Raw genomic sequence first — 23240 nt, forward strand, 5'->3', positions numbered from 1 at the left:
CCTTAATAAATCATTTTCGTTTAGGCCAAGCTAATTTCTCAGGCTCCGACCATATTTGCAACTGCTTTTTGGTATCAACAGCAGTAAATTGCTCCCCCTGTGATGGGTAACTCAAATATCGATAGTCTTTGCCACGAAAGCTAAAGCTTAAACTAAAGGCATGCAGGTAACCTCTATCTGATTCGGCGCCACCATAAAGATGATCTCCCAGGATTGGCACACCTAAGCTCGCCAAAGCCACTCTAAGCTGGTGCGTCTTGCCACTCAAAGGCTTAAGCAGATACAGACGTAGGCCTTCCGCCACTGACTGAGAGAAGAATTGCGTTAACGCCGGATTTTCTGTGGTGCGCAGCAGCTTGTACATGCTACGCCTGGATTTAGCCATATCGCCAACCACCCAGCCCTGTTTCTTCTTAGGTTTACCTGTCGCTAAGGCAACATAATATTTCTGTATCTTATGTTGGGTAAATAACTCGGTGAACTCAGCTGCTGCCCGGCTACTCTTAGCAAACAGGAGTAATCCCGAAGTCAGACTATCTAGCCTGTGCACTGAGTAGAGCTTGATAGCCAAATCTTGCTCCAGACTTGCCATTACTCCGGCAGATCCATCTTGACTGTGAAAATGAACATTTGGAGACTTGGCGATCACTAAGAAATCATCTTCATCGGCGATGATCTGATACATTGAGCTATCACCCATTATTTTCTACCATTATTTATCACTACATTATTAATATTAAAGGGGTTAACCCGCCAGGTTAGTGCGCTTAAAAGTTAATACGGACCACAAGACCAGGCTGGTTATCGCTGAGTGTCACCAGGGCATTATGCCTAACAAGTATCGCTTTCACCAAAGATAGACCTAAGCCTGTGCCCTTATTATGTCGGCTCGGATCTAGCCGCACCAAACGTTCGAATACTTTTTCTTGTGCCTCACTGGGAATTCCTGGACCATTATCACGGATCTGGATCTCTTTCCCCTCTTGCACTATCTCTATGGTCGCGCCCTCACCGGCATACTTGATCGCGTTATCCACCAGATTAAATAGTGCCTGAAACAGCAGATACTTATCTCCCGTCACCTTAATATCTTCACCGGTGAAGAGTAGCAAACTCTGTTGATTCGATTCGGCCATGGCCTCAGCCATCTCAAACAGGTCTTCACACATGTCCTTGATGCTCAGCTCTTGCAGTAATAAGGTCTGTTGACCTTCCTCGATACGAGTCAGAGACAACATGGCATCGAACGTCGCCAGACAATGATCTAACTCTTCAGTCAAGATGGCGCAGGCTTCGGGTAGCTCATGTGAAGTCTTGTCTGGAAGTTGTTCCAGACCGATTCTAAGATGAGAAAGCGGAGTCCTGAGATCGTGGGCTATGTTATCCGTTGCCCCTCGCACCGCCATCAGATTACTCTCAAGCGTATCGAGTACACCGTTAAATTGTCCTGCCAGCATATCGAACTCATCCTGACGCCAGCTCACGGGGAGACGTGTTGAGTACTCCCCCTTCTCAATCAAGCGACTCAGCCGGTTGTATTGCACTAGCCTACGCAGAATCGCCTTAGAGAACAGATAGCCTAACGCCAGAGTCAAGACAACGGTCAACATCAAGGCCGTAATCGCCACATTAACGAAGCGCTCAATAAGAGTCGCTAACTGATCGGTTCTCGTGGCGATCAGTACCGGACCGTAGCGAGTGATCACTAGGCCACCAGTCAAAATATGTAATTTATCCGGGCCACCGGTCAAGATAGGAAATTCACGGGTCTGGGGCAAAAGTGGCATATCGTCAGGAATTAAGCTTAACGCACCCACGAGATCGAATGAGTTTCGCCAAACTACTAAGGTATTTTTTGGATCTGCGGTCTTAACTTGAATAGCGAAACTTCTGCGGTTCAGAGTCAAGGCCATCTGCTGATAACGCGCCTTCTCGGCCGACAGATGTTGATCTATTTGCAACTCCTGCTCATTCATTAATTGGCGGTACATGCCAAACAGCAAGGTACCGATAATCAGAGTCACAAGAGCCGAAAATATCATGGTAATTAACCATGCACTACTCTGATATGGCTTAATGCCCTTCACGGAGGCGATAACCAGCACCTCGTACTGTCTCAATCAATTCGCCGAAGCCAAGTTCTTCAAACTTACGTCTGAGCTTAGCAATATGAACATCGATAACATTGGTGCGAGGATCGAAGTGGTAATCCCATACAGCCTCAAACAGCAAGGTACGGCTGATCACCTGATTCGGATGCTCCATCAAATACTTGAGTAGCTGGAACTCCTTGGGCTGTAACATAAGCTCGTTACCGTCCAACGTCACCTTACGGGTTAGCAACTCCATCAGCAGGTTGCCAACCGATAGTTCAGTCTCAGTTGGTTTAGCTAAGCCTCTCAACATTAACTTTTCGGCTCGTACCAATAGTTCTGAGAAGGCAAAGGGTTTAGTCATGTAATCATCGCCACCGGCACGTAACCCTTTGACTCTCTCATCCACATGACCCAGTGCAGACAGAATTAGCACAGGAGTCTGGCTACCCGTCGCCCTTAAGGCGGCCAGTAATTTAAGTCCATCGAGTTGAGGCAACATACGGTCCAAGATCACCAGATCATATTTCATGCTAGTCGCGAGCAGTAAACCTTGATGACCATCGCTGGCCGTTTCTATGTTGTGCCCCTGCTCAACAAATCCTTTGACCACATATTCGATTGTGGTCGTATCATCTTCAACGAGTAAAATTTTCATGGTAATAACTTAGTTCCATTTAAGCAGAGGGAGATGACGTAGAGTTTCTATATCAAAAGCTAATTTACTCTTTCCGTCGCGATTGATCAGTTTCAATTCCAGATAACTGATACCTAGGTCATGATCTAATTGTGCTTCGAGTATAAATGCTTGTTTACCTTTCATGGCCTTATTCACTAAGAAGCAGAAAGTCAGTGACTTATCTTCCATCAAGTTAACGGCGATGAGTTCATCGCGGTCATCGGCTTCTAACTTTGCGACTTGTTGATTCACTAGGCTCCCATCCTTAGCCCTAAATTCAAACTCTGTGATGGTCTTAGCGCTGGTATCGATCATACTCACATCATAGATCAGTTCGCCATTTTCAACTTCTATCTCAAACTCTGTGATGATACCAGGATAATCTTGCTCAACTTGTACTAGAAATACCTGTGGAGTGAGGTTACCCTCATCAGAAAGCAGATCAAGAACCGATTCTTCAGCCCAAGCAGCCACCGAAAAACCTGATAAAATAAACACTAAACCAATCAACCAACGAGCCATTGCTCCTCCAGTAAACCTACGATGTCACTATCTTATCGTATTAAATAAAAAACAATAAATTCAATCTCACGCGCCGATTATCCAGCAAAAACAAACTCGAGAGAACTTAACTCAAAAGCGCAGACCTATGGGTTCTTTTATTCTGCCGCTAATTCTATATTATTAATTTCAATCACTTGCCGTGCCATTAACCTCGCCCTACGAGGTGACACAAGTGCCCCTAAGTGCCTAACTCTCCAGCCAAGCACACCATAGATGGACTTCACCAGGAGTATCATCTTTAGCCTTACAGACATAGGCGGAAGTTTTGCCGAAGTGCTATCCCCGGGCCTAGTGTGCTCTGCAAATGCGGTTAGAGGTAAGTAAACAGGATAAAATAATCGAACCTGTAAATATCTTATAAAGCTTTATCACTTAAGATAAAGGCCAATTCTAAACGAATAAGGATAAAACCCCGATGGAATCAAGATTAATGTTTGATCATCATGCTTAGCACTAGGCCGGCTCTAAGATATGAATCAGTTCAGACTTGAGTGCCACCTGAGTTTCCACGCCTTTAGCCAGATCAAGTTTCTGAGCTAGGTAGATAGGCACCTCAGCGTAGATCTTGTGATCGCCGCCTCTCACACTGGCGATAAGTCTGACACTCTCCCCCATGATGATCATAGATTCGATTTTGATATCCAGCCTGTTGGCGCTTTTACTGAGTTGGCCTTGCTTGATCGAGTTAAATCTCACCCCTTGATTGGGAATGACCCAGTGCACCTTAGTGCCCACATCCAGATGTTCGCAATAACGACTGGCAATAAGCTGCTCACCAAATTTAAGCCAAGTGATCTCTAGCTCTTCCTCCTGGGCAATAACACTAGCATCGAAAATGTTACGTAAGCCCATCTGTTTGGCCACAGCTACGTTACGAGGTCGGCCCAATACTTCATGAGGCCTGCCTTGTTGCAGCATTTTCCCCTGACTGATAAGAATCATCTTATCCGCCAACAACAGAGCCTCATTGATATCGTGAGTCACCATGATCACAGGAATAGCCAGCTGCTCTTTCAATCTAGCCAGCTCCAGATAGAGACTTTCACGGGTCTCCCTATCCACTGCTGAAAAAGGCTCATCGAGTAATAATATTGAAGGTTCCCGGGCCAGAGCCCTAGCCAGTGCGACCCTCTGACGCTGACCACCAGATAAATTCGCCGGTAATCGATCCGGTAAACCATGTAAATTCACCCGCTCGAGCCACTCCTTAGCCCTTGGCTTACGTTCCGACTTGGGAATATGGTCCAGTGCAGCCACCACATTTTCCATGGCCGTTAAGTTAGGAAATAGCCCAAAATTCTGAGGCATATAGCCTAGATGACGCTGCTGAGGTGATAGGTTTAGCTTTTTATCACTGTCATACCAGACTCGATCACCATAGTGTATCTCACCGGATTCAGGCTGATTGAGCCCGGCAATCATGCGTAACAGAGTCGACTTGCCGCCGCCAGATGGACCCACAACTGCCAACATTTCACCCGCCTTACAGGTAAATTCGGCGTCCAGCTTAATATGCTTTTCTTGTTTAATACGACAATAAAAATCGGCAATATCTTGCACTATGCATTCCCTCTTACTGTCACAGGAACTCTGGAGGGCAAATCAGTTAAAACCCAAACTAAATCAGCTGTATTTCGAGCCATAAGCCCTCCCTAACCTTCTCGACATGCTCGTGGTCAGCGCAAGCACTGTGATGGCAAATAACAGCAAGACTAAGGACATTTGCCCGGCACTGGCAAAATCAAATGCCTGGGCACTGTCGTAAATAGAGATGGCTACAGTCTTGGTCTCACCTGCAATATTACCGCCCATCATCAAGACCACACCAAATTCCCCCAACACATGAGAGAAACACAGAACCAGTGCAGTCAACACCCCAGGCCACACCAGAGGCAGTTCAATCTTGAAGAGTATTTTTAAGGGACTCATGCCACAGCAAGCCGCTGCATCACGAACGTCTTGAGGAACCGACTCGAAAGCGCGCTGGATCGGCTGGATGGCGAAGGGAATATTGACGAAAATCGAAGCTACCACCAAACCAGAGAAGTGGAACACAAGTTGTAAGCCTAGAACCTCCTCCAGGAAACGCCCAAGCCAGGACTGGCTGCCCAGGCCCACCAGCAGGTAATAACCTATCACAGTCGGCGGCAACACTAGAGGGACCATGATCAAGGCTTCGACCCAAGATTTACCTGTAAAGTTATGATAAGCCAGAAAACGACTAGCCAATATTGCAAAGGGGATCAAGATGATGACAGTAACGCAACTTAGCTTTATCGATAACCAGAGAGCTTCCCAATCCATAGACTAGCTGCCCGTCTCAAGTTGAGACGGCTCAGATTTAACAGACTCTGATGTATCTAGATCTGGCAAACCGAATCCAAAGTCACTGAATATCTTCCGGGCGCTATCAGACTTTAGATACTGGTAAAATTCTTTAGCGGTCGCTCCCGCCTTCTTGGTCAATATCATGCGTTGAGTAAGAGGAGCGTGTAGCGCTTCGGGGATAACCCTATAGTTCCCCATGGCCTGAAACTGCGGAGAAATAGCTAGAGATAAGGCGATGATCCCCCCTTGAGTGGAGCCACTGACGGCAAATTGAGCCGCCTGGGAGACATTCTCGCCGTAGATCAATTTAGGCTTAAGACTTTGCCATAAGTTTAGCCTCTGGAGAACTTCTCGGGCCCGCTCACCGTAGGGAGCATGATCTGGATTCGCGATGGCAAATCTATGCAAGTTACCCGATTTAAGCAGAGATTTTAATCCCTCCAAGTCAGAGTCGAGTTCCAGCGGGGAATTTTTAGGTGCGGCAATAGCCAGCCTGCCTATGGCATAGAGGCTACCTTCACCTAAGCTTGCATCGTATTTCTGTAGCTGGTGAATATACTTCTCATCGGCAGAGAGAAATAGCTGGAAAGGGGCACCGTGTCTGATCTGAGCGACAAAATTACCCGAAGAACCGTAGGAGATATTCACCTTACGGCCCCTATCTTGGGTAAACTGGTTCGCTATCTCATCGAGGGCAAACTTGATATTCGATGCCGCGGCGATCGCCGGCACATCGTCACTCCTAGCGGGTGTAGATACCAAGCTAAACACTAACACCACACATGCAGATACTAGTTTAAACCAGTGCTTCATTGCCTTTCCTTACGTTACTTAGATTAGCTTGAACAAGTGAAGATACCCTTATTCTTTTTCCCACATTTTAGCGGCTTGGTCGTCGGCATCTTTTGCCTCGACCCAGTTTGCCCCCTTGTCGCCCGCCTCAAGCTTCCAGAATGGTGCCTTAGTCTTGAGGAAATCGATAAGGAATTCACAGGCGGCGAATGCCGCTTTTCTGTGAGCACTGGTGACACCAATAAAGACGATCTGCTCGCCCAATGTCATAGTACCTACCCGGTGAATGATGGTGACATGATTCAAGCTCCAACGCTCACGGGCTTCTGCGACTATCTTATTAAGCACAGCTTCTGTCATGCCAGGATAGTGCTCTAAGGTCAGGTCGGTCACCGCGCTGCCATCGTTAAAATCACGCACCTTGCCGACGAAAGTCACCACGGCACCATCACTGTTATCGGCGGCGATCAGTGCATACTCATTGGGCACACTAAAATCTTCAGTCTGAACTCTGACAGCATTTAACTCAGTAGCCACATTAACCTCCGGTCACAGGAGGAAAGAATGCTACCTCATCACCGTCTACAACAGGAGTATCCCAGCTGCTAATTGTCTGATTAACCGCGACCAATAACTTATCTGCGGCTAATACTTTAGCCCATTTATCATCTTTGGCGGCAAGTTGCGCACGTAGACCTTCGGCTGTCACCGTAGACTCACAGGCTTCAACGGCAAGTGTACTTAGGCCCAATAGCTCACGAACTTGAGCAAAAAAAAGCACGTTTATCATCTTTATCTACCTTAACAATCTAAGCTGTTTTAACCTTGAAATTACCCGACTTACCGCCACGCTTCTCCAGCAGGCGAGTCTGAGATATCACCATATCTTTCTGTACCGCTTTGCACATATCATATATGGTCAAAGCCGCCACAGATACCGCAGTTAAGGCCTCCATCTCTACACCGGTTTTACCCGATAACTTACAGAGGCTGGCAACACGAACCCGACTAAACTCAGGCTGAGCCTCGAGCTCTACTTCCACCTTGGTCAGCATCAATGGATGGCACAGGGGAATAAGATCCGATGTCTTCTTCGCCGCCTGAATTCCTGCAATGCGTGCGGTAGCGAACACATCACCCTTGTGGTGACTGCCGCTCATGATCATCTCCAGCGTTTCCGCAGCCATCTCTATGTAGGCTTCGGCTCTTGCTTCTCTTTCAGTGACCGCTTTATCAGTCACATCCACCATATGGGCATTACCATCGGCATTGATGTGGGTAAATTCACTACTCATTAGATTTGACCTTAATTTATTCGGCAATAACGTTTTCACATGCATCATAGAGTGAGCGTCTAGGCTGCATATGAATATTGTTTGATAATTATTCAAAAAAGAATATAGAAATCATACCCGGGAGCTAATGGATTAGCTCCTAATCTGCAGGTACTTAACTAGGCTGAAAAACAAGATTAGCCACCTATGGAGGCTAAGTGTTGAGTCACACCGGTAATGCCATCGTGAAGAAAATGTGTCTCCTTCTTGGTGGCTAGCTGTCCATGGAGTCGCTCGACCAGCTCAGCCCTTTGATCTTGATGCTGCAATAGATCTCTAAGATCGACACCATTTTCGGTGAACAGACATAAGTGCAACTTACCTTTTGCCGATACTCTCAAGCGATTACAGCTAGCGCAGAAGTGCTTGTCGTAGGGCATGATCAAGCCTATGCGCCCCTTATGATCATCTCGACTGAAGTTTTGCGCCGGACCATCATCCGCTGCAGGTGTATCTAAGCTCCAGCCATCTTCGACCAGCTTAGTCCTAATATCGGCGCCAGCAAGATGATGTGCCTTGAAGTAGTCACGGCCTAAACCTGTCTCCATCAGCTCAATAAAGCGCAGATCTATGGGGGTGCTCTTAATCCAGTGCAGGAACCTTGGCAGATCGGTATCGTTTAAGCCCTTGAGTAATACCGCATTGATCTTTACTCGTTCGAAGCCAGCCTCGAGAGCGGCATCGACACCTCGCATCACCTCATCAAACTTGTTTTGTCCGGTGATCTGATAAAACATACGGGGATCTAAGCTATCCATCGACACATTGATGCGCCTTAAACCTGCGTCATACCAGTCTTTGGCGTTCTTCTCCAAACGATAGCCATTGGTTGTGGTGGCGATTGTCTTTATCTTGTCGTTATCGGCAACCACACGAATGATATCGGTGAAGTCTTTACGCATGGTGGGTTCACCACCTGTGATGCGGATCTTTTGCGTACCGACTTCCGAGAATGCGCCCACCAGATTTTCGATCTCATTGAGCCCAAGAAACTGAGCACGACCATCGGGACGATAGCCATCGGGGAGGCAATATGTACATTTGAAATTGCAAACGTCGGTCACCGACAGTCGCAAATAGTGAAACCTTCGACCAAATTTGTCTTGTAGTTGAGACATGATCACCTTTCCAAGTAAGGGGAGGTGTGATCATTTCTTTTCACACCCCGGTGGCGTTATTGCCACGGCTTAGCGTCCGTATCTGATGACGTAGGACAAGAAGCTCGGAGAACCGTCAGTGGCTAATTATAGGCTTTTTTGCCCTCAACCCCTAGTTTTAAAGGTGCATTTCTTGTTCCAGAATAATTGGGCGTTAATAATATGTGACAGTGCTCACATCAGTTATTCAATTCAACTAGACTAAAATCACTGTTTATTCTCTGTGCCATTAAGTGAATTTAATGTAAGGTATTGTTAACGATTAAAACACCCGTTTAACGGGGAAACGTGACCTAGAGGTGAAGTGATGGAACGCGAATCGATGGAATTCGATGTCGTCATAGTTGGAGCCGGCCCGGCCGGTTTAGCAACGGCATGTCGACTGATGCAGATATCCCGAGACAGTGGCAACGAGCTTACTGTTTGTGTGGTTGAGAAAGGCTCCGAAGTGGGGGCTCATATTCTTTCAGGAGCAGTATTCGAGCCCAAGGTGCTCGGGGAACTATTTAGTGACTGGAAAGAAAAAGGCGCACCACTTCACACTCAGGTCACTGACGACGAAATCTACATGCTAAGTTCAGATCAGAACGCTCGTCTGATGCCAAATTCCCTCGTACCTAAAACCATGCATAACGATGGCAACTACATCATAAGTGTCGGTAACCTCTCCCGCTGGCTAGCCGAACGCGCCGAAGAGTTAGGCGTGGAGATATTTCCAGGCTTCCCCGCTAGTGAACTCCTTTTCAATGAAGACAATAGTGTCAAAGGCATCATAATCGGCGACATGGGTGTAGGCGCCGATGGTCAACCTAAAGACAGTTATGAACCTGGCATGGAGCTACATGCTAAGTACACTATATTTAGCGAAGGTTGCCGTGGTCACTTAGGTAAACAGTTAATCGAGAAGTATCAACTGGACAAGGGTAAGACACCACAGCACTACGGACTAGGCTTCAAGGAGATCTGGAAGGTACCCAGTGAACAACATGAACTAGGTAAGGTGGTTCATACTGGTGGCTGGCCCCTCACCGAGGGTTCATCCGGCGGTGGCTTCCTCTATCATTTAGAAGATAACCAGATTGCCGTGGGCCTGATCGTCGATCTCAACTATAAAAATCCCCACCTGAGTCCTTTCGACGAGTTTCAACGTTATAAGACACATCCTGTGATTGCCAAGCATCTGCAAGGCGGTGAGCGCATCTGTTACGGTGCCCGAGCCATCACTAAGGGTGGATTAAATTCACTGCCTAAGATGACTTTCCCCGGTGGCCTCATCATAGGCTGTAATGCAGGAACCTTGAACTTCGCTAAGATCAAGGGCACCCATACGGCAATGAAGAGCGGCATGCTAGCGGCCGAAACCATAGCCCATGCCTTACAGGTAGGTGTAGAGGGTGGTAAAGATCTCGACTGTTTTAACGAACGCTTCGAGAAGAGCTGGCTCCACAATGAGTTATACACTTCCCGCAATTTCGGTCCAGCCATGCACAAGTTCGGTACTTATCTAGGTGGTGCATTTAACTTTATCGATCAGAACTGGTTTGGCGGCAAGTTCCCTATCACCTTAAGAGATGAGCAACCAGACTACGCACAGATGGCGGAAGTGGGTGCCTATAATAAGATAGATTATCCTAAGCCAGACGGAAAACTCAGCTTCGATAAGCTGTCATCGGTTTACCTGTCTAATACCTTCCATGAGGAAGATCAGCTGTGTCATCTTCGCCTCAAAGATGTACGCATTCCTGTAGATATCAACCTAGTGAAATACGACGAACCGGCCCAACGCTACTGCCCTGCTGGTGTCTATGAGATCGTCGAGGAGAAAGGCGAGAGCAAGTTCGTCATCAACGGACAAAACTGCATTCACTGCAAGACCTGTGACATCAAGGACCCCAGCCAGAATATCACTTGGGTTACTCCTGAGGGCGGCGGAGGCCCTAACTACCCCAACATGTAGCCCTATAAACACTAAAACGCGCTGATTAACGGCGCGTTTTTTTATAGCGTAAATAAGCTCTAAAGCAGTGAAAAACCATTGCACTTATTATAATTAATAACCATAATCCCCCAATCTAATAAAAGCGTTAACAAATATTTAAACGCTAAATTTCTATCTGAACCTCAATATCCTACAAAACCAATCTAATCGAGCAAGCAAGCCTGTGCTCAATTTTAGATCCCCGGGTCACAAACCTAATGACATTGACGCGATAGCTTTCGCTTCAAATACATACAAGTTGCGAAAAAGAAACCAAATATGCTTACTATCAAACAGAAGATATTACTGACGGTCACGTTAGCCGTGCTGTTATCCACCATACTCGTTGGTGTGCTGAGTCAACGCAGCGCTAAACAAGTCATAGAACAGCGTATGTTGACATCCGAACTGCCTAACATGTTGCTGCAGATCCGCAATAAGGTTGAGCTGGATATCTCAAGCTTAATGAATGCCGCCGAGCAGCTAGCCAACAGCCCTATGCTGATTCAATGGCTGGAAAATGGCAGGCCTAAGGCCGAAGAAGCTCTGGTAGTCAATCAGCTGATGATGATCACTCGCCAGTATGATCTGGCACAAGCCTCCTTCGCCGACAAAGATACAGGCGCCTACTACACCCAAGACGGCTTCCTAAGAGAGCTGACCCCAGACCAAGACGCCTGGTTCTTCGACTATAAGAACAGTGGTCAAGAGCGTATGCTCAATGTGTTTACAGAGGCCAGTGGCGAGGTAAAGCTGTTTATTAATTACCAGCAGCCCTATGGACGAGGTTTAGTCGGACTGGCTAAATCTCTGGACGATATGGTTAGCCTGCTCAGTTCATTCAAGATTGAAAAGAGCGGCTTCGTCTACCTGGTCGATGCTAAGGGCGAGGTAAAACTACATCAGAAAACTCGCCATATAGGTAAAAACTTGAGTGGCATATACAATAATCAAGGCAAGAACCTGCTAAACCGCAATGAGTTTAGCCTAGCTAAGATCGATGAAAATGGTCAAACCATCTTGGTGGCCAGCAGCTATATCCCCTCCATGGACTGGTATCTGATTGCCCAAGTGCCACAAAACGAAGTCTTCGCCATGCTCGAAGAGTCGGCCTATCAAATCCTGATCTGGAGTCTGATAATCTCTATCATACTCATCTCTCTGGCAGTCTTAGTCGCTAGCTCAATAAGCCAGCCAATATCTAAGGTCGCTAGCATGCTACAAAATATCGGTGAAGGTGAAGGCGATCTGCGTCAGCGTCTCCCCGTTAAAGGCAATGATGAACTGGCTCAATTAGCCACGGGGTTCAACAGCTTCATCAGCAAGATCCAGGCATCGATTATCGAAGTAGGGGAAACTAGCGAGCAACTGAGTCAGTCGGCAAAAGATGTCGCCAATCAGGCACAGCAAACTCTGTCCGATAGCCAGCAGCAGAAAGATCAGACCATGATGGTTGTTACGGCTATCAACGAGATGGGTGCCACGGTCAATGAGATCGCTGGCAATGCTGCCCTAGCTGCCGATACAGCCAGGAATGCCGACGATCAGTCTAATACAGGCCAAGAAGTTGTCACTCGCGCCCGTGAGACCATCAATCAGCTCTCACATGATGTTGAGCAAGTTGGTAATGTCATCGAGTCGCTGGCCACACATACAACTTCTATCGGCAGTATCTTAGATGTGATCCGCGCGGTTTCAGACCAAACCAACTTATTGGCTCTCAATGCGGCTATCGAGGCGGCAAGAGCCGGAGAAGCTGGCCGTGGCTTTGCCGTGGTTGCCGATGAGGTACGCGATCTTGCATCCCGCACTTCAGCCTCAACAGATGAGGTGCAGAGCATGATCAATAACCTACAAGCGGAGGCTGCACGCGCCGTCGAGGCCATGACCCAAAGTCGGGTTCGCTCCATAGAAGGTGTCGCCGCTGTCGACGAGGCCAGCCAGTCACTGACTGGCATAAGCGAACAGATTGGCCATATTACCGATATGAATATTCAAGTAGCTGCAGCAACGGAAGAGCAATCGACAGTAGTTGAAGACATTAATCGTAATGTCACAGAGATCAACGATATCACTCAGAGAACATCCGATACCGCCCATGCGGCTGCACAAGCGAGCCAATCATTGAATCAGTTGGCGAGCCGATTGGATACCTTAGTGGCTGGATTTAAGGTATAAAATTGTATGAGGCCTAGTTCCTAGGAACTAGGCCTTTAATCGTTTAAGTCGCCTAGCTTCGTGGTTTTATGAAGGTGATCGACAAGGGATACTTATAACTGATCCCTTCGCTGGCCTTCATGGCCGCTATAATCGTTAGCACGATATCGGCTATCGCCAGTAGTACAATCAGGATGAAACCTATACCGATAAACATCAGCACACAACTTATCATCACCCAGATAATCATACTGATCTTAAAGTTCAAACAGTTACGACCACATTTATCGACAAACGGCATCTCATCACGCTTCATCAACCAGACAATGAGCGGCCCGATCACGCTACCGAATGGAATCAAATAACCAGCGAAGCTGGCCACCTGCACCAAGAGCCCCATATTCATCTCATCTCTGGTGAGCCCTTGTACTTCTTCCGCTTGCTCTGTCACTCGCTTCTCTCCTTGAAATATCACATTAATAACAACTGACTGTCTTCATTCGCCTTACGCTGGGCCAATGAGACGCATCTGCCAACTTTCAATTTTTTGACTCTCTAATCGCCTATGCAAGCTATTAACCCAAGAAGCTGCTAGGCCTTCGCAACTGGCCAGACGATCATAACTTTGGGCATCGAATTCGGTAGAAAAATAGATTTTCATGGCATCTCGAACACTAATATCCGTGCGACGCTCTTGCAGATAGACACTCGCATCTTGGCGGATCTCACCGGATTTAACTACACGATAAAACCAGCCGCACAAACCACTGGTCTGCATGACTAGGGCAAACTCTTTATGACCAAACTGGCTATTTAACTTGAAGCAAGGTGATCTTGGCTGGGTAACCTGCAGTTCGACGTCACCGATGGATATGATGTCACCGATATTAACCTGAGTCTCATCCAAGCCCACAGTACTTATGTTCTCACCCATAGCAGGCGCATCTTTAAAACCGGCCATCATGTCCCAACGACGATACTGGCCATAATGCTCCCGGGGAAAATGATGCAGCACTCTGTCTAGACCGCCATGATGCTTAGGATCGGCCTGAGAATCACCTATGACTCGAGCGGTTTCGACTCTTAGGGCAGCCGAGGGATTTTTATGAGATATGCCACTGGAGATCCCCGCAGTTTCGCTGAGCAGCTCCCCTAGATAAAGGCCAGACAAACGTTTCACCAGCAAGGTTGCCGACATCCAAGTGATCCTTTATGTATCGAATAGTAAGTTCAATAGGCTAATACAAATCTGACTCAGAGGCTATCGACATCTTGCTAAGCTTAGATGCTGCAGAAATAACACTAGGCAATTCCTACTGAGCTCTTGACTGGGTATAAGGTATATCGACGCTATTTATTATCTCGACAGGAGTTTCATTAGATTTATATGCCGCGACACCTTATATGACACTAGATGCGGGCATAAAAAAATACCCCGTTGAGAGACGGGGCAAAGCACATGATAAAACGAATAATAGTTGGAAAAGTAAAGATAGATAAACACTCTATGGCCTTAGAATATAACGACTAGATTACAGGGGGATGACTAAGGGATGAGTTATTTATGACACTAAGAGAAGCTCAAGATAGGGCAGGAAAGAAACTGGAAGGTTATAAAGAAAGCTGTAAGACAGCTCTTGCTTAAAGCAGACAAACTTTCAAGCACTCAAGCTGGATTCCGGCCAAAACAATACCGGAATGACGCATATCTTGTGACACTCCAGCCTTATAACTTTGTTAGCTTTAGCTTATAGCTTCCTCTATTCAAGATATGCCTTTAGCGCTTCTCCGGGGATTGAGCTTTTCGTCGCCACGGCGAATGCGGCCCACTGCGCGCCCTCTTTCATGGCCTCTATGATGGGAAGTCCTGTCGTCATGCCGTGAATAAGACCCGATGCATAGGCATCACCGGCTCCTGTGGTATCGACAACTGTAGAGGTAATCGCTGCTATATGGATGCTATCGTTACCGGAATAAAGCATTGCGCCAGTGGCACCATCGGTAACGATAAAGTGCTTAAGAGACTCCCCGGCTATGCTCAAGCCATATTCCCAAGGAGATAGCTCACTTCGTCCAGCCATATCAGTCTTAGACGCAATCAAAATATGGCAAGGTCTGAGTCTGTCATCTTTCGCCAGCTGAGCAAAAACTAAGCTATGATTTAAGGCGGTTTTAGCCCAGCTCACCACGCCTTCGGCGGATGAGTTAAAATACACCGCATCCCATTGAGACCATATAGGTGGTGCGGCAAGCTCAAAAATGGGTCTTTGTGGCCTGATAATGGTACGTTCACCGTCTGGCGTCATCACCAATAACATCTCATTACTGGTTTCATTGTGCCTTTGAATAAGCTGACATTCGATGCCTTGAGTACTGGCCTCAGCCAATAACCAGTCGCCAATTTTATCACGTCCCACCTGACTAACTAGAGCGACTCTATGATGCGCCCAGACTAATCCCAATCCAGTGTTGGCACCACCTCCACCTAGCCTTTGCCCTCCATCCTGATAATGAAAGCGTCCGCCAGTCCGTAGGGGTTTATCCAGCCGTAAAATACGATCACAGTTCAAGTTAGCAATCAGAAGAATATTAGCCATTAACAGGTTCGCAATAGAAATGTCATAAAACGATGGTAAGGGATTTTTTCTGTGTAGCCAACTCTGATTTTGTTCAATTAGGCCCTAGATTAAAATTACTTAACGATATACATGCCTTCGCTCACAGGGCGACTGAGCTTGAAGCCAAACTTCTGATACAAGGCAGGCACATCGGCCATCAAGGTAATATAAGCGCCGGTAGGTGCCTCACGATCGAGATAATTCATGATCTGCTGCATTATTTCACGCCCTAAACCTTGGCCCTGATAATCAGGGTCCACAGCGATATCGACGATTTCAAAATTCAGCGCCCCATCACCAACCACACGCCCCATGGCAATAACCTTGTACTTAGCACTCTCATCATTCAGGCTTATATGTACGCCAAACAGACTGCGAGGCAAGCCTTTCACCACGGCATCTCTCGGTCTAGGTGTCAGCCCTGATATGAGTCTTAATCTGATAAAGTCATCTACAGGTGCGACTTTCTGTACCACTGATAAGTTAGCAACAAGCTCAGGCATAGGCATTAACCAACAAAGGGTCTCCATTCTGAAGCTAGCATGGCATATTGAAATTCACTGCCCCAAGCCCCCTTAAAAAATACATTCTCGATAAAATGCGCTTCCCGTCTAAAGCCCACTCTCTCTAACAAGAGCCAGGATGGAATATTTTCGGCATCCGTAGTCGCTATCACTCTATGGGGCTTTAGCTCAGTAAACAGATGCGTCAGCAAACCGAGCACAGCTTCTGATGCAAACCCCTGCCCCTGAAAATCAGGCGCGAAGGTAAAACCTATCTCTATCTGCTTTTCATCGATGAAATGAACAGCAAGATCGCCCAATAACTGGCTCTCCTCAAGGTTTTTTGTCGTGATAGCCAACTGAAACCAGTGACCAACCGCAGCAAATGGCACCCTTTGCATATCTTCGAACAAAGACAGAGCATCCTGGTAGCCATATTCACTCCAGTTCTGATACTTAGATACCTCGGGCAAGGCTCTGTAATCGGCGAAAGATTGCAAATCACTGAGCTCAAACTCACGACAGATAATGCGCTCTGTCTCAAATAGAACCTTCATATTTATCATCCACAAAGTTTTGCTTAAAAGAGATTAATCAAGACTGATAATAGCTCCCCTTAGGAGCCCTGCCAAAGAGTGGCATTGCGGCCTTCATCTGATCTTTCGGGAAATTATCAACTGAAGCTTTATGCGCTTCTACACTTAGCCAACGTTCGATGACGGCAAAGGATTCCGGGCTATCATATTTACGAAATACGTCATATGAAATACATCCCTTAGACTGGGTTATGTACGAACTAAGCGATTGTAAAAAATCGTATAAATCTTCGCTCTTTCCTTCGGCAGCCTGAAACTCCCCGATACGCACAATCATCTTAGCTTCCTTACCTTGTGGCATTATTAGTACATTCCAAACTACCTGAAACGAAATTAATTTCAATAGATTCCATCTATTGTGAGCAGCAGTGGCGAGAGAAATATCTTCTATAAACTATAGCTTTCAATAGTTTTGTTTTTCTCACTGACTTGTAAGAGATCTCTCAAGCTCTTGCCATCCATTTGGAATCAAACTTAAAAATGAAATAACAGAAAACACTCAAACACTTGTTTTAAAATGATAATTTTAATGTGTCATTAATGTCACACAAAAAAAAAATATGAGTAGCTACATTTAATCACAGGTTATTTTGTAAAATACCTGTAGACCAAGAATGGAATTGTAGGATTGTTGAATGGAATCAATAATTAATTTTGAAGAGATCTTAGATCTTGTCGGTACCCCAGAAAATAAACTCAGACGTTATCGTGCCTGTCTCAGAGAGTTTGATCGCCTCCAGTATGATGATCCTTTCATCAAACAGATCCGCAATGAGATAGTTCATCTCGAAGCGCAGGTGAAAGCCTGTGGCTCTTGAGCCGAGAGTGATTGAATAACTCATTCGGAGTAGACTTATTCAATCAAACCTAGTTACAGACGATACTTGGCCCATAACGCCTGCTGCTTGGGGGTCAAGAAACTCCAGGCTAACACTCGAGTGAGTTTATTACCTTGAGCCATATCTATGGTCTTTACAGTAACTGCACCCGCCTTTTCGAGGGCGGCATAGCTAGGCTTCAGATTTTCTTGCTTGGATACTAGGCTAGTAAACCACAGACATTGGGTCTTAAAGTCGCTGCTCTCACGGATCATATTAAGCAGGAACTGCTTCTCGCCACCTTCACACCAGAGCTCTGCCTTCTGACCACCGAAGTTGAGACCTGCATTTGCGTCCTTAGCCTTAGCTGGTTCACTCTTATGCCCTTTAGCCGCACGGTTAGCCGCGAGATTCTTTAGCTTACGCTGACTACCCTCACTCGCCTCGGCTAGGGACGAATGAAATGGTGGATTACATAGGGTCACATCGAATCTGTCATCAGCATTGATGATGCCATGAAATATTTTTTGAGGATCGATTTGTAACCGAGTCTTAAACTTACCCTGCAAGCTAAGATTGGCCTTAATTATCAGCTCTACATTCGCAATAGAAAGCGAGTCGACATCGCTGGCGGTAAACTGCCAACCATAAGATTGAATGCCTAAGATGGGATAGATACCATTAGCCCCGGTGCCTATATCCAACGCCTTAATCTTGAGACCTGTCGGGATTCTATTGGTTTTAGTGGCAGTTTTAGCCCTAGTTTCAGTTAAAGCAGGGTCATTTTGTCCACTTTGAACTTCATCCCCTTGTATTGGCAGGTTTCCAGCCAATAGATCTGCAACATAATGCAGATAATCAACCCTGCCCGGAATTGGTGGACACAGAAATCCCTGAGGAATATCCCAAGACTCTATTCGATAATGAGCCATCAGTAAGGCTAGGTTAAGCGCCTTTACAGCCAAGGGGTCGGCAAAGTCTATTGAGAGGTTGCCGTAAGGGTTTGGCCTAACGAATGGCTTTAGCTCAGGGCTAGCTGCTATTAACTTATCGAAGTCATAGCCATCCCTATGCAAGTTTCTCTCGTGAAGCCCTTTTTTATCGGCCGCTTTCACCGATCTAGGCTTAGGAGCTGCAGGCTTGCTCTTATGCTTCTGCTTATTAGAATTTTGCTTATGAAAAGCAGATTTAGTCTGAGATTGGTTTGGCTTGCCCTTAACCGAAGCATTGCTTACATTCGATTTAGGTGCCTGTTTGGGAGCTGATTTTGTCATAGGATCTCAGCCGTTGCTCGATTAACAACGGCTCATAAATAAAAGCTGATTTTATATGGCTTAACTAGTCGTAAAGATATTTGGTGAACAATAGATTAACCACAATAGGCCGGCCGACCTCTTGCTCTATGAGTCGATTGACTGTGTCATAACACTCGCGGCGGATCTCCTCACGCCCCGTTAACGACTTAACCTTATCGGCAGTTTGACTGCCCATGATCTCCAATATCGCCGCGCGCAGGAGAGGATCGTGATGCTCTAGGGCTAACAAGTCTTCGGGGTCTTTCACCATCAACTCTATGCCTATGCGTACGAAGCCTAGCTTCTTACCATTGGAGATATAGTTAGTGATGAGTTCGGGTTCAAACCCATAGTAGGCATAGTTATCTACTATCTTCTCGTCTGCCGCATAAACGCCTACGCTAAAGATGCTAACAGTAAAAATTAACAAGAGGGATGCGAATTTTCTAAGGTAACCTGATCTCATATCGAACCTTTTCATATTGAACTGTATCTCCTTTGTGGCCACTAATCTTTCTGGTTATCCTATAACGGCATGTTAGACTGCAGCTGTTCAAGCCGTACTGTACCGAGAAATAGATGAGTGTGACTAGGTTAAGCTTCCCCTATGGTGAATCAATTCAATGGTTTTCGCCAGAACAAATCTCTGAACTCCCAGATTCCCCACTAAGTGAATGGTTACTTTCATCTGGAAGTTTAACCCAAAAGCTGCGCTCCCACTGTACTAAGTTCGAAGTAAAAGTACTCGGAGAGGGAACTCTAACCCCTTTCAATGGTGAATTCCCAGCCCAGAGACAAGCTTGGGTGCGTGAAGTATTGTTATGTCTGGATGGAGTTGCCTGGATTTTTGCCCGAACCTTGATCCCGGCTAACTTGCTCGATAAGAAGGAAACCGAATTCCTCACCTTAGGGGCCCGCCCTTTAGGTGAACTGCTTTTTTCCAACAATGACTTCACTCCCGGCAAGATAGAAGTGGCTCACTTTACTCCCTGCCATAGGTTAGCTCAATTAACTGAATCCCTTAAACAGCCGGTAACACGTGAACTATGGGGGCGTCGCCGCTACTTCTCATATGATGATGAGCAGCTTATCGTCAGTGAAACCTTTTTACCTGCGGCCCGGAAAATCATAGAACAGATGTAAACTTTTGGTTTTTAGTTAAAGAATCATAGAAAACAAAAAACGCCCAAATGGGCGTTTTTTTAGTTAAGACATAGAAAGTCTAAATGAGCTGTCAATTTAACTAGAGGCTCTTCTAAATCCCAATAGAGCCAATAAACCTAAGCTTAACCAACCTAGGCTACCACCGCCAGAGCCACTGGAAGGAGGCGTCACTGGCGGAATAATCACAGGAGGGGTCACAGCCGCTTCAGTAACCACAACTGTCTCCATAGCAGTGCTTTCATTATCAGCAAAGTCGGTAACAGTAAGGCTTACAGTATAAGTGCCCCCAGTAAGATAAGTATGAGTGGGAGAGCGAGCAGTACTTGTGCCTGAATCACCAAAGTCCCACCTATAAGTCAACTCACCAACACCATTGCTGGTTGTATTGGTAAATATAACCCTAAGGTCATCAATTGCAGAGGCAAAGCTAGCCGTAGGCTGGACGGGAGTATCTAGTTTCATTCTAACGGTCGCAGAACTAGAGTCACTGCTTTGGGCAACCACCTCTATAGTTAACCCAAGTACAGGCAATATAATTCCAGCCATAGGTTTGGTTGGTGCACTGTAGTCTTGTGTGTCATCAAATAAAGAAACAGAAGTTAAATGCGCATCACCGATATAAGTAGATTGGTTAAACATGCTAAAAGTAGCATCACGGATCTGCACATCAGAAACTTGATTACTAATTAAATTCTGATCTGCATCGACGACTCCAATCAAGCCAACCCCAGGATGATTGGCAGAGTCATTATCAGAATAACTTAAATTTTCTAACCAAATCAACACACCAGGCTCATAGGTATGACTATCGAGCCCCACATCCACGCCGTTATGGCTTCGAAGTTGAATGATGTAACGCCGAGCAGCACCAGGGCGTTCGTCATCGATACGCGAGAAACCATTTAGCATCATAGCATTGGCCGTTTCAGCATCATCACTGTAAACCAGGCTAGCACCGCTGGCGATTTCCAAGTTATCGAAGACAAAACCATAACCTCCTACGGCCGGATCGGTTCTATAAATGATACTTATCTGGGCATTAGCCCTACCAGCATAGGCACTAATATCATATTCAAGATCGACCCAGTTGTTAGCACCTTCGGCGCCAGCGATATCTCCTGAGTTGCCGGTAATTATGTCTCTAGCTGTATTCCTCATATTGCTAGCCTTGGTATGGTTACCGACAATCGTCACACCATCGACCATGATCTGAGCATAATCATAATCCTGTTCGATATCCCAGTGAGCCTTCATTTTCAGCGTCAATGGCGTCGAGCTTGGCAAATCAATTTCGAATGACAGAGCATTATTAATTAGATGCCCTTGGCCTGAATAATACTGATAAACACCCCCATAGGCCAGTTTAAAAGGAATAGTAGCAACAGGTAGTGGAATAGATATTTGATTGACCGATGAGTGATTTACCGCCTCATTAATGACGACATCCACACCCGAGGTCCCTAAGCTAGCGAGCAAGACTTGCTGCTCGTTAATCCAACGTCCCTTATATCTGTCCTGCAGATAAGAGCGTGCATAGGGGCTAAACCCTGTTGGCTCAGTGCCAGAAATACTACCTGTCCAGCTGCCTCCAGACATCACAGACCAAGATCCAACCGGAGAGCCATCACCAGTATTGGTAGTATCGTATTCATCGGGTAGACCCAGGTCGTGACCAAACTCATGTACAACTACACCTGCCGCGGCATCGATGGGCTGTATTGTGTAGCCATATACTTTTTTACCCGTACCTGGAATTGCGTAACCTGGTGTATTACCGGTATAAACAAAGAATCTATGTGACCAGATAGCATCTGCACCAAGCACAGCACCGCCACCTGCTTCTTCACCTATGCTTGAATGAAACAGCATCACATGGTCAATATCACCATCCGGCTCATTGAAGTTAAAATCACCATCGACATCAAATGGGTCTTCAACATCATAGCTGGCCAGTTCACTAGCTGACATGCTAGCCACGGCCAGAGTCACGGCCTCTTTAACTAGAACATCTACGGCCTTATCGTCATTATTGTTATCTGGGTCATTGCCGCCATAGAAGGCCGCATTATTTGCCGCAGTAAACCAGCCCTTTACATCACCGGTAAAGTTGAAACGCTCACCGGATTCAGCCTTATAATATTGATAGCCAGTTATTAGATTCTGTCCCTGAGGCCCGGTAAAGCCAGTGGTGGAGAACATAAGATTCTTGTAATGGGATACAGGATAACTAGGATAAAACATAGGCGTATCGCCGGCAGATAACTGATTATTGTCGAATGGCAGATCCGGGAAATCGATCAAGATACCTAAGACCTTCACCGTCTTAGTGATATCCCCATCAGCCATTTGTGCACTCAGCACATTAGCTGTTACGCCGCGACTTTTTTGAGCCCGTATCTTATTAGCTTGTTTGTTTAGGCGACGCTTCTCAAACTGAGCTTCTATTAATCGCCCCTTACTCTGAAAGCTGGTAGCTCTATGAGTAAATTTATCCACGGCGGCACGCTTGTCAGCTTCGCTGGCGTCGGCAGAGATCTCTCCTCGCTTGATAAGCCAATATAAGACCCGCTCCTTGTTGATCATCCCAGCATCGGCCAATGTAGCAGCAGAAAGTGCCCCCGAAGACAAGGTGGATGAAAGCTCAAGATTAGCATCTAACTCTTTAGCAAATAGAGATGTCGAGGCGGTAAGACTTAACACAAGCGATAATGACAAGCTGATTAATGAACGCCTGCTTATACTAGTTATTTTCTTCATAATGGCTTAGTCCCTTCAGGCTTAAACTTGTGACAATTATTAAACCCTTGCTGTTTTTTGCGGATAAATTCGGCTACTTTCTCATCGGCCTCTTCTGGACTCATCTCTGATGTGATGATGCCAGTATTTATCAGACTCAATTTAAGTTTAGACCTATCCTTAATAGGTGGCATAGCACCGCAGGATATTATCCTTTTCTTCTCATTGGCCAGGTCTACAGAATGGGAATTTGAGCTTGTGGAGTTGCTCGATTCAATATTGTTCTCAGCCTTATTATCGGCAAAGTCTTCGGGAATTGAGGAACATGAAGTCAGAATAGCTAAGAAGAAAATGCCCAGCATTGTGGGCATAGCTGATATAAAATGAGTTAAGCTGAGAAGTCTTCTCATAAATCACCGGGATAACAC

General features: G+C 46.2%; 25 protein-coding genes and 1 riboswitch. Of the genes, 4 read left to right on the top strand and 21 right to left on the bottom strand.

The genetic code is table 11. From position 1 onward, the window contains the following. Positions 1-10 precede the first annotated feature (10 nt). The 11 genes from SVI_RS20085 to moaA all read right to left on the bottom strand — a co-directional run bounded on the left by SVI_RS20085 (position 11) and on the right by moaA (position 8908). Positions 11-685, bottom strand: coding sequence for a TIGR01621 family pseudouridine synthase (locus tag SVI_RS20085; protein WP_013053491.1), 675 nt, complete (start codon positions 683-685; stop codon positions 11-13). Positions 686-767: 82 nt separating this feature from the next. Then, the gene (locus SVI_RS20090; RefSeq protein WP_172634471.1) at positions 768-2024 is read right to left on the bottom strand and encodes a sensor histidine kinase; all 1257 of its coding nucleotides are present in this window, start codon (positions 2022-2024) and stop codon (positions 768-770) included. 49 nt (positions 2025-2073) lie between these two features. After that, positions 2074-2751 carry a response regulator transcription factor gene (locus SVI_RS20095; protein ID WP_013053493.1) on the bottom strand — a complete coding sequence of 226 codons (678 nt, stop codon included), beginning with the start codon at positions 2749-2751 and terminating at the stop codon, positions 2074-2076. A gap of 9 nt (positions 2752-2760) precedes the next feature. Next, on the bottom strand, positions 2761-3294 hold the full coding sequence (locus SVI_RS20100) for a PepSY domain-containing protein (RefSeq protein WP_013053494.1): 534 nt from the start codon (positions 3292-3294) through the stop codon (positions 2761-2763). 495 nt (positions 3295-3789) lie between these two features. Further along, a complete protein-coding gene (locus tag SVI_RS20105; protein ID WP_041420133.1) occupies positions 3790-4899 on the bottom strand; it encodes an ABC transporter ATP-binding protein in 1110 nt (369 codons plus the stop codon). Positions 4900-4959: 60 nt separating this feature from the next. After that, entirely contained in the window at positions 4960-5640 is a 681-nt protein-coding gene (gene modB / locus SVI_RS20110; protein ID WP_013053496.1) for a molybdate ABC transporter permease subunit, read from the bottom strand. Between the two features lie 3 nt (positions 5641-5643). Next, positions 5644-6477: a molybdate ABC transporter substrate-binding protein gene (gene modA / locus SVI_RS20115; protein ID WP_013053497.1), complete on the bottom strand. Its 834-nt coding sequence runs from the start codon at positions 6475-6477 to the stop codon at positions 5644-5646. A 48-nt stretch (positions 6478-6525) separates the two neighbouring features. Beyond that, the gene (gene moaE / locus SVI_RS20120; protein ID WP_013053498.1) at positions 6526-6993 is read right to left on the bottom strand and encodes a molybdopterin synthase catalytic subunit MoaE; all 468 of its coding nucleotides are present in this window, start codon (positions 6991-6993) and stop codon (positions 6526-6528) included. A 1-nt stretch (position 6994) separates the two neighbouring features. Further along, complete coding sequence (gene moaD, locus SVI_RS20125) at positions 6995-7246, bottom strand: molybdopterin synthase sulfur carrier subunit (RefSeq protein WP_013053499.1); 252 nt, start codon at positions 7244-7246, stop codon at positions 6995-6997. Positions 7247-7265: 19 nt separating this feature from the next. Continuing rightward, positions 7266-7751, bottom strand: coding sequence for a cyclic pyranopterin monophosphate synthase MoaC (gene moaC / locus SVI_RS20130; RefSeq protein WP_013053500.1), 486 nt, complete (start codon positions 7749-7751; stop codon positions 7266-7268). 176 nt (positions 7752-7927) lie between these two features. Next, entirely contained in the window at positions 7928-8908 is a 981-nt protein-coding gene (gene moaA, locus SVI_RS20135; protein WP_013053501.1) for a GTP 3',8-cyclase MoaA, read from the bottom strand. Continuing rightward, a riboswitch (molybdenum cofactor riboswitch) is annotated at positions 8896-9030 on the bottom strand. Its footprint overlaps the gene before it by 13 nt. Before the next feature lie 224 nt (positions 9031-9254). On the opposite strand from moaA, the gene SVI_RS20140 reads away from it, so the two are divergent. Together SVI_RS20140 and SVI_RS20145 are read left to right on the top strand one after the other, a co-directional pair. Further along, positions 9255-10904 (top strand): electron transfer flavoprotein-ubiquinone oxidoreductase, encoded by a 1650-nt coding sequence (locus tag SVI_RS20140; RefSeq protein ID WP_013053502.1) that lies wholly within the window; start codon positions 9255-9257, stop codon positions 10902-10904. 300 nt (positions 10905-11204) lie between these two features. Continuing rightward, complete coding sequence (locus SVI_RS20145; RefSeq protein ID WP_013053503.1) at positions 11205-13103, top strand: methyl-accepting chemotaxis protein; 1899 nt, start codon at positions 11205-11207, stop codon at positions 13101-13103. Between the two features lie 52 nt (positions 13104-13155). On the opposite strand, the gene SVI_RS20150 is transcribed toward SVI_RS20145, so the two are convergent. The 6 genes from SVI_RS20150 to SVI_RS20175 form a co-directional block, all read right to left on the bottom strand. Beyond that, entirely contained in the window at positions 13156-13482 is a 327-nt protein-coding gene (locus SVI_RS20150) for a DUF4870 domain-containing protein (protein WP_083779952.1), read from the bottom strand. A 105-nt stretch (positions 13483-13587) separates the two neighbouring features. Next, positions 13588-14280 (bottom strand): MOSC domain-containing protein, encoded by a 693-nt coding sequence (locus SVI_RS20155; RefSeq protein ID WP_013053505.1) that lies wholly within the window; start codon positions 14278-14280, stop codon positions 13588-13590. 562 nt (positions 14281-14842) lie between these two features. Next, positions 14843-15679, bottom strand: a complete 837-nt coding sequence (locus tag SVI_RS20160) for a PfkB family carbohydrate kinase (protein ID WP_013053506.1) — start codon at positions 15677-15679, stop codon at positions 14843-14845. 95 nt (positions 15680-15774) lie between these two features. Further along, positions 15775-16209 carry a GNAT family N-acetyltransferase gene (locus SVI_RS20165; protein ID WP_013053507.1) on the bottom strand — a complete coding sequence of 145 codons (435 nt, stop codon included), beginning with the start codon at positions 16207-16209 and terminating at the stop codon, positions 15775-15777. Further along, a complete protein-coding gene (locus SVI_RS20170) occupies positions 16209-16760 on the bottom strand; it encodes a GNAT family N-acetyltransferase (RefSeq protein ID WP_013053508.1) in 552 nt (183 codons plus the stop codon). The genes SVI_RS20165 and SVI_RS20170 overlap by 1 nt, the downstream gene beginning before the upstream one ends. Positions 16761-16797: 37 nt before the next feature. Beyond that, complete coding sequence (locus SVI_RS20175; protein WP_013053509.1) at positions 16798-17100, bottom strand: putative quinol monooxygenase; 303 nt, start codon at positions 17098-17100, stop codon at positions 16798-16800. Positions 17101-17434: 334 nt separating this feature from the next. Here SVI_RS20175 and SVI_RS20180 point away from each other — a divergent pair, with 334 nt between their 5' ends. Beyond that, positions 17435-17617 carry a hypothetical protein gene (locus SVI_RS20180; RefSeq protein ID WP_013053510.1) on the top strand — a complete coding sequence of 61 codons (183 nt, stop codon included), beginning with the start codon at positions 17435-17437 and terminating at the stop codon, positions 17615-17617. Between the two features lie 53 nt (positions 17618-17670). Here SVI_RS20180 and rlmF read toward each other — a convergent pair whose 3' ends face one another. Both rlmF and SVI_RS20190 read right to left on the bottom strand, forming a co-directional pair. Then, positions 17671-18891 carry a 23S rRNA (adenine(1618)-N(6))-methyltransferase RlmF gene (gene rlmF / locus SVI_RS20185; protein WP_013053511.1) on the bottom strand — a complete coding sequence of 407 codons (1221 nt, stop codon included), beginning with the start codon at positions 18889-18891 and terminating at the stop codon, positions 17671-17673. 64 nt (positions 18892-18955) lie between these two features. Then, a complete protein-coding gene (locus SVI_RS20190) occupies positions 18956-19393 on the bottom strand; it encodes a flagellar basal body-associated protein FliL (RefSeq protein WP_172634448.1) in 438 nt (145 codons plus the stop codon). Between the two features lie 98 nt (positions 19394-19491). Between SVI_RS20190 and SVI_RS20195 the strand changes: the two genes are divergently transcribed. After that, positions 19492-20055 (top strand): chorismate--pyruvate lyase family protein, encoded by a 564-nt coding sequence (locus SVI_RS20195; protein ID WP_013053513.1) that lies wholly within the window; start codon positions 19492-19494, stop codon positions 20053-20055. 96 nt (positions 20056-20151) lie between these two features. Here SVI_RS20195 and SVI_RS20200 read toward each other — a convergent pair whose 3' ends face one another. Together SVI_RS20200 and SVI_RS20850 are read right to left on the bottom strand one after the other, a co-directional pair. After that, entirely contained in the window at positions 20152-22833 is a 2682-nt protein-coding gene (locus SVI_RS20200; protein ID WP_041420135.1) for an immune inhibitor A domain-containing protein, read from the bottom strand. Then, positions 22830-23222 carry a hypothetical protein gene (locus tag SVI_RS20850; RefSeq protein ID WP_013053515.1) on the bottom strand — a complete coding sequence of 131 codons (393 nt, stop codon included), beginning with the start codon at positions 23220-23222 and terminating at the stop codon, positions 22830-22832. The genes SVI_RS20200 and SVI_RS20850 overlap by 4 nt, the downstream gene beginning before the upstream one ends. Between the last annotated feature and the right edge of the window lie 18 nt (positions 23223-23240).

Source organism: Shewanella violacea DSS12, assembly GCF_000091325.1.
Lineage (GTDB): Bacteria > Pseudomonadota > Gammaproteobacteria > Enterobacterales > Shewanellaceae > Shewanella > Shewanella violacea.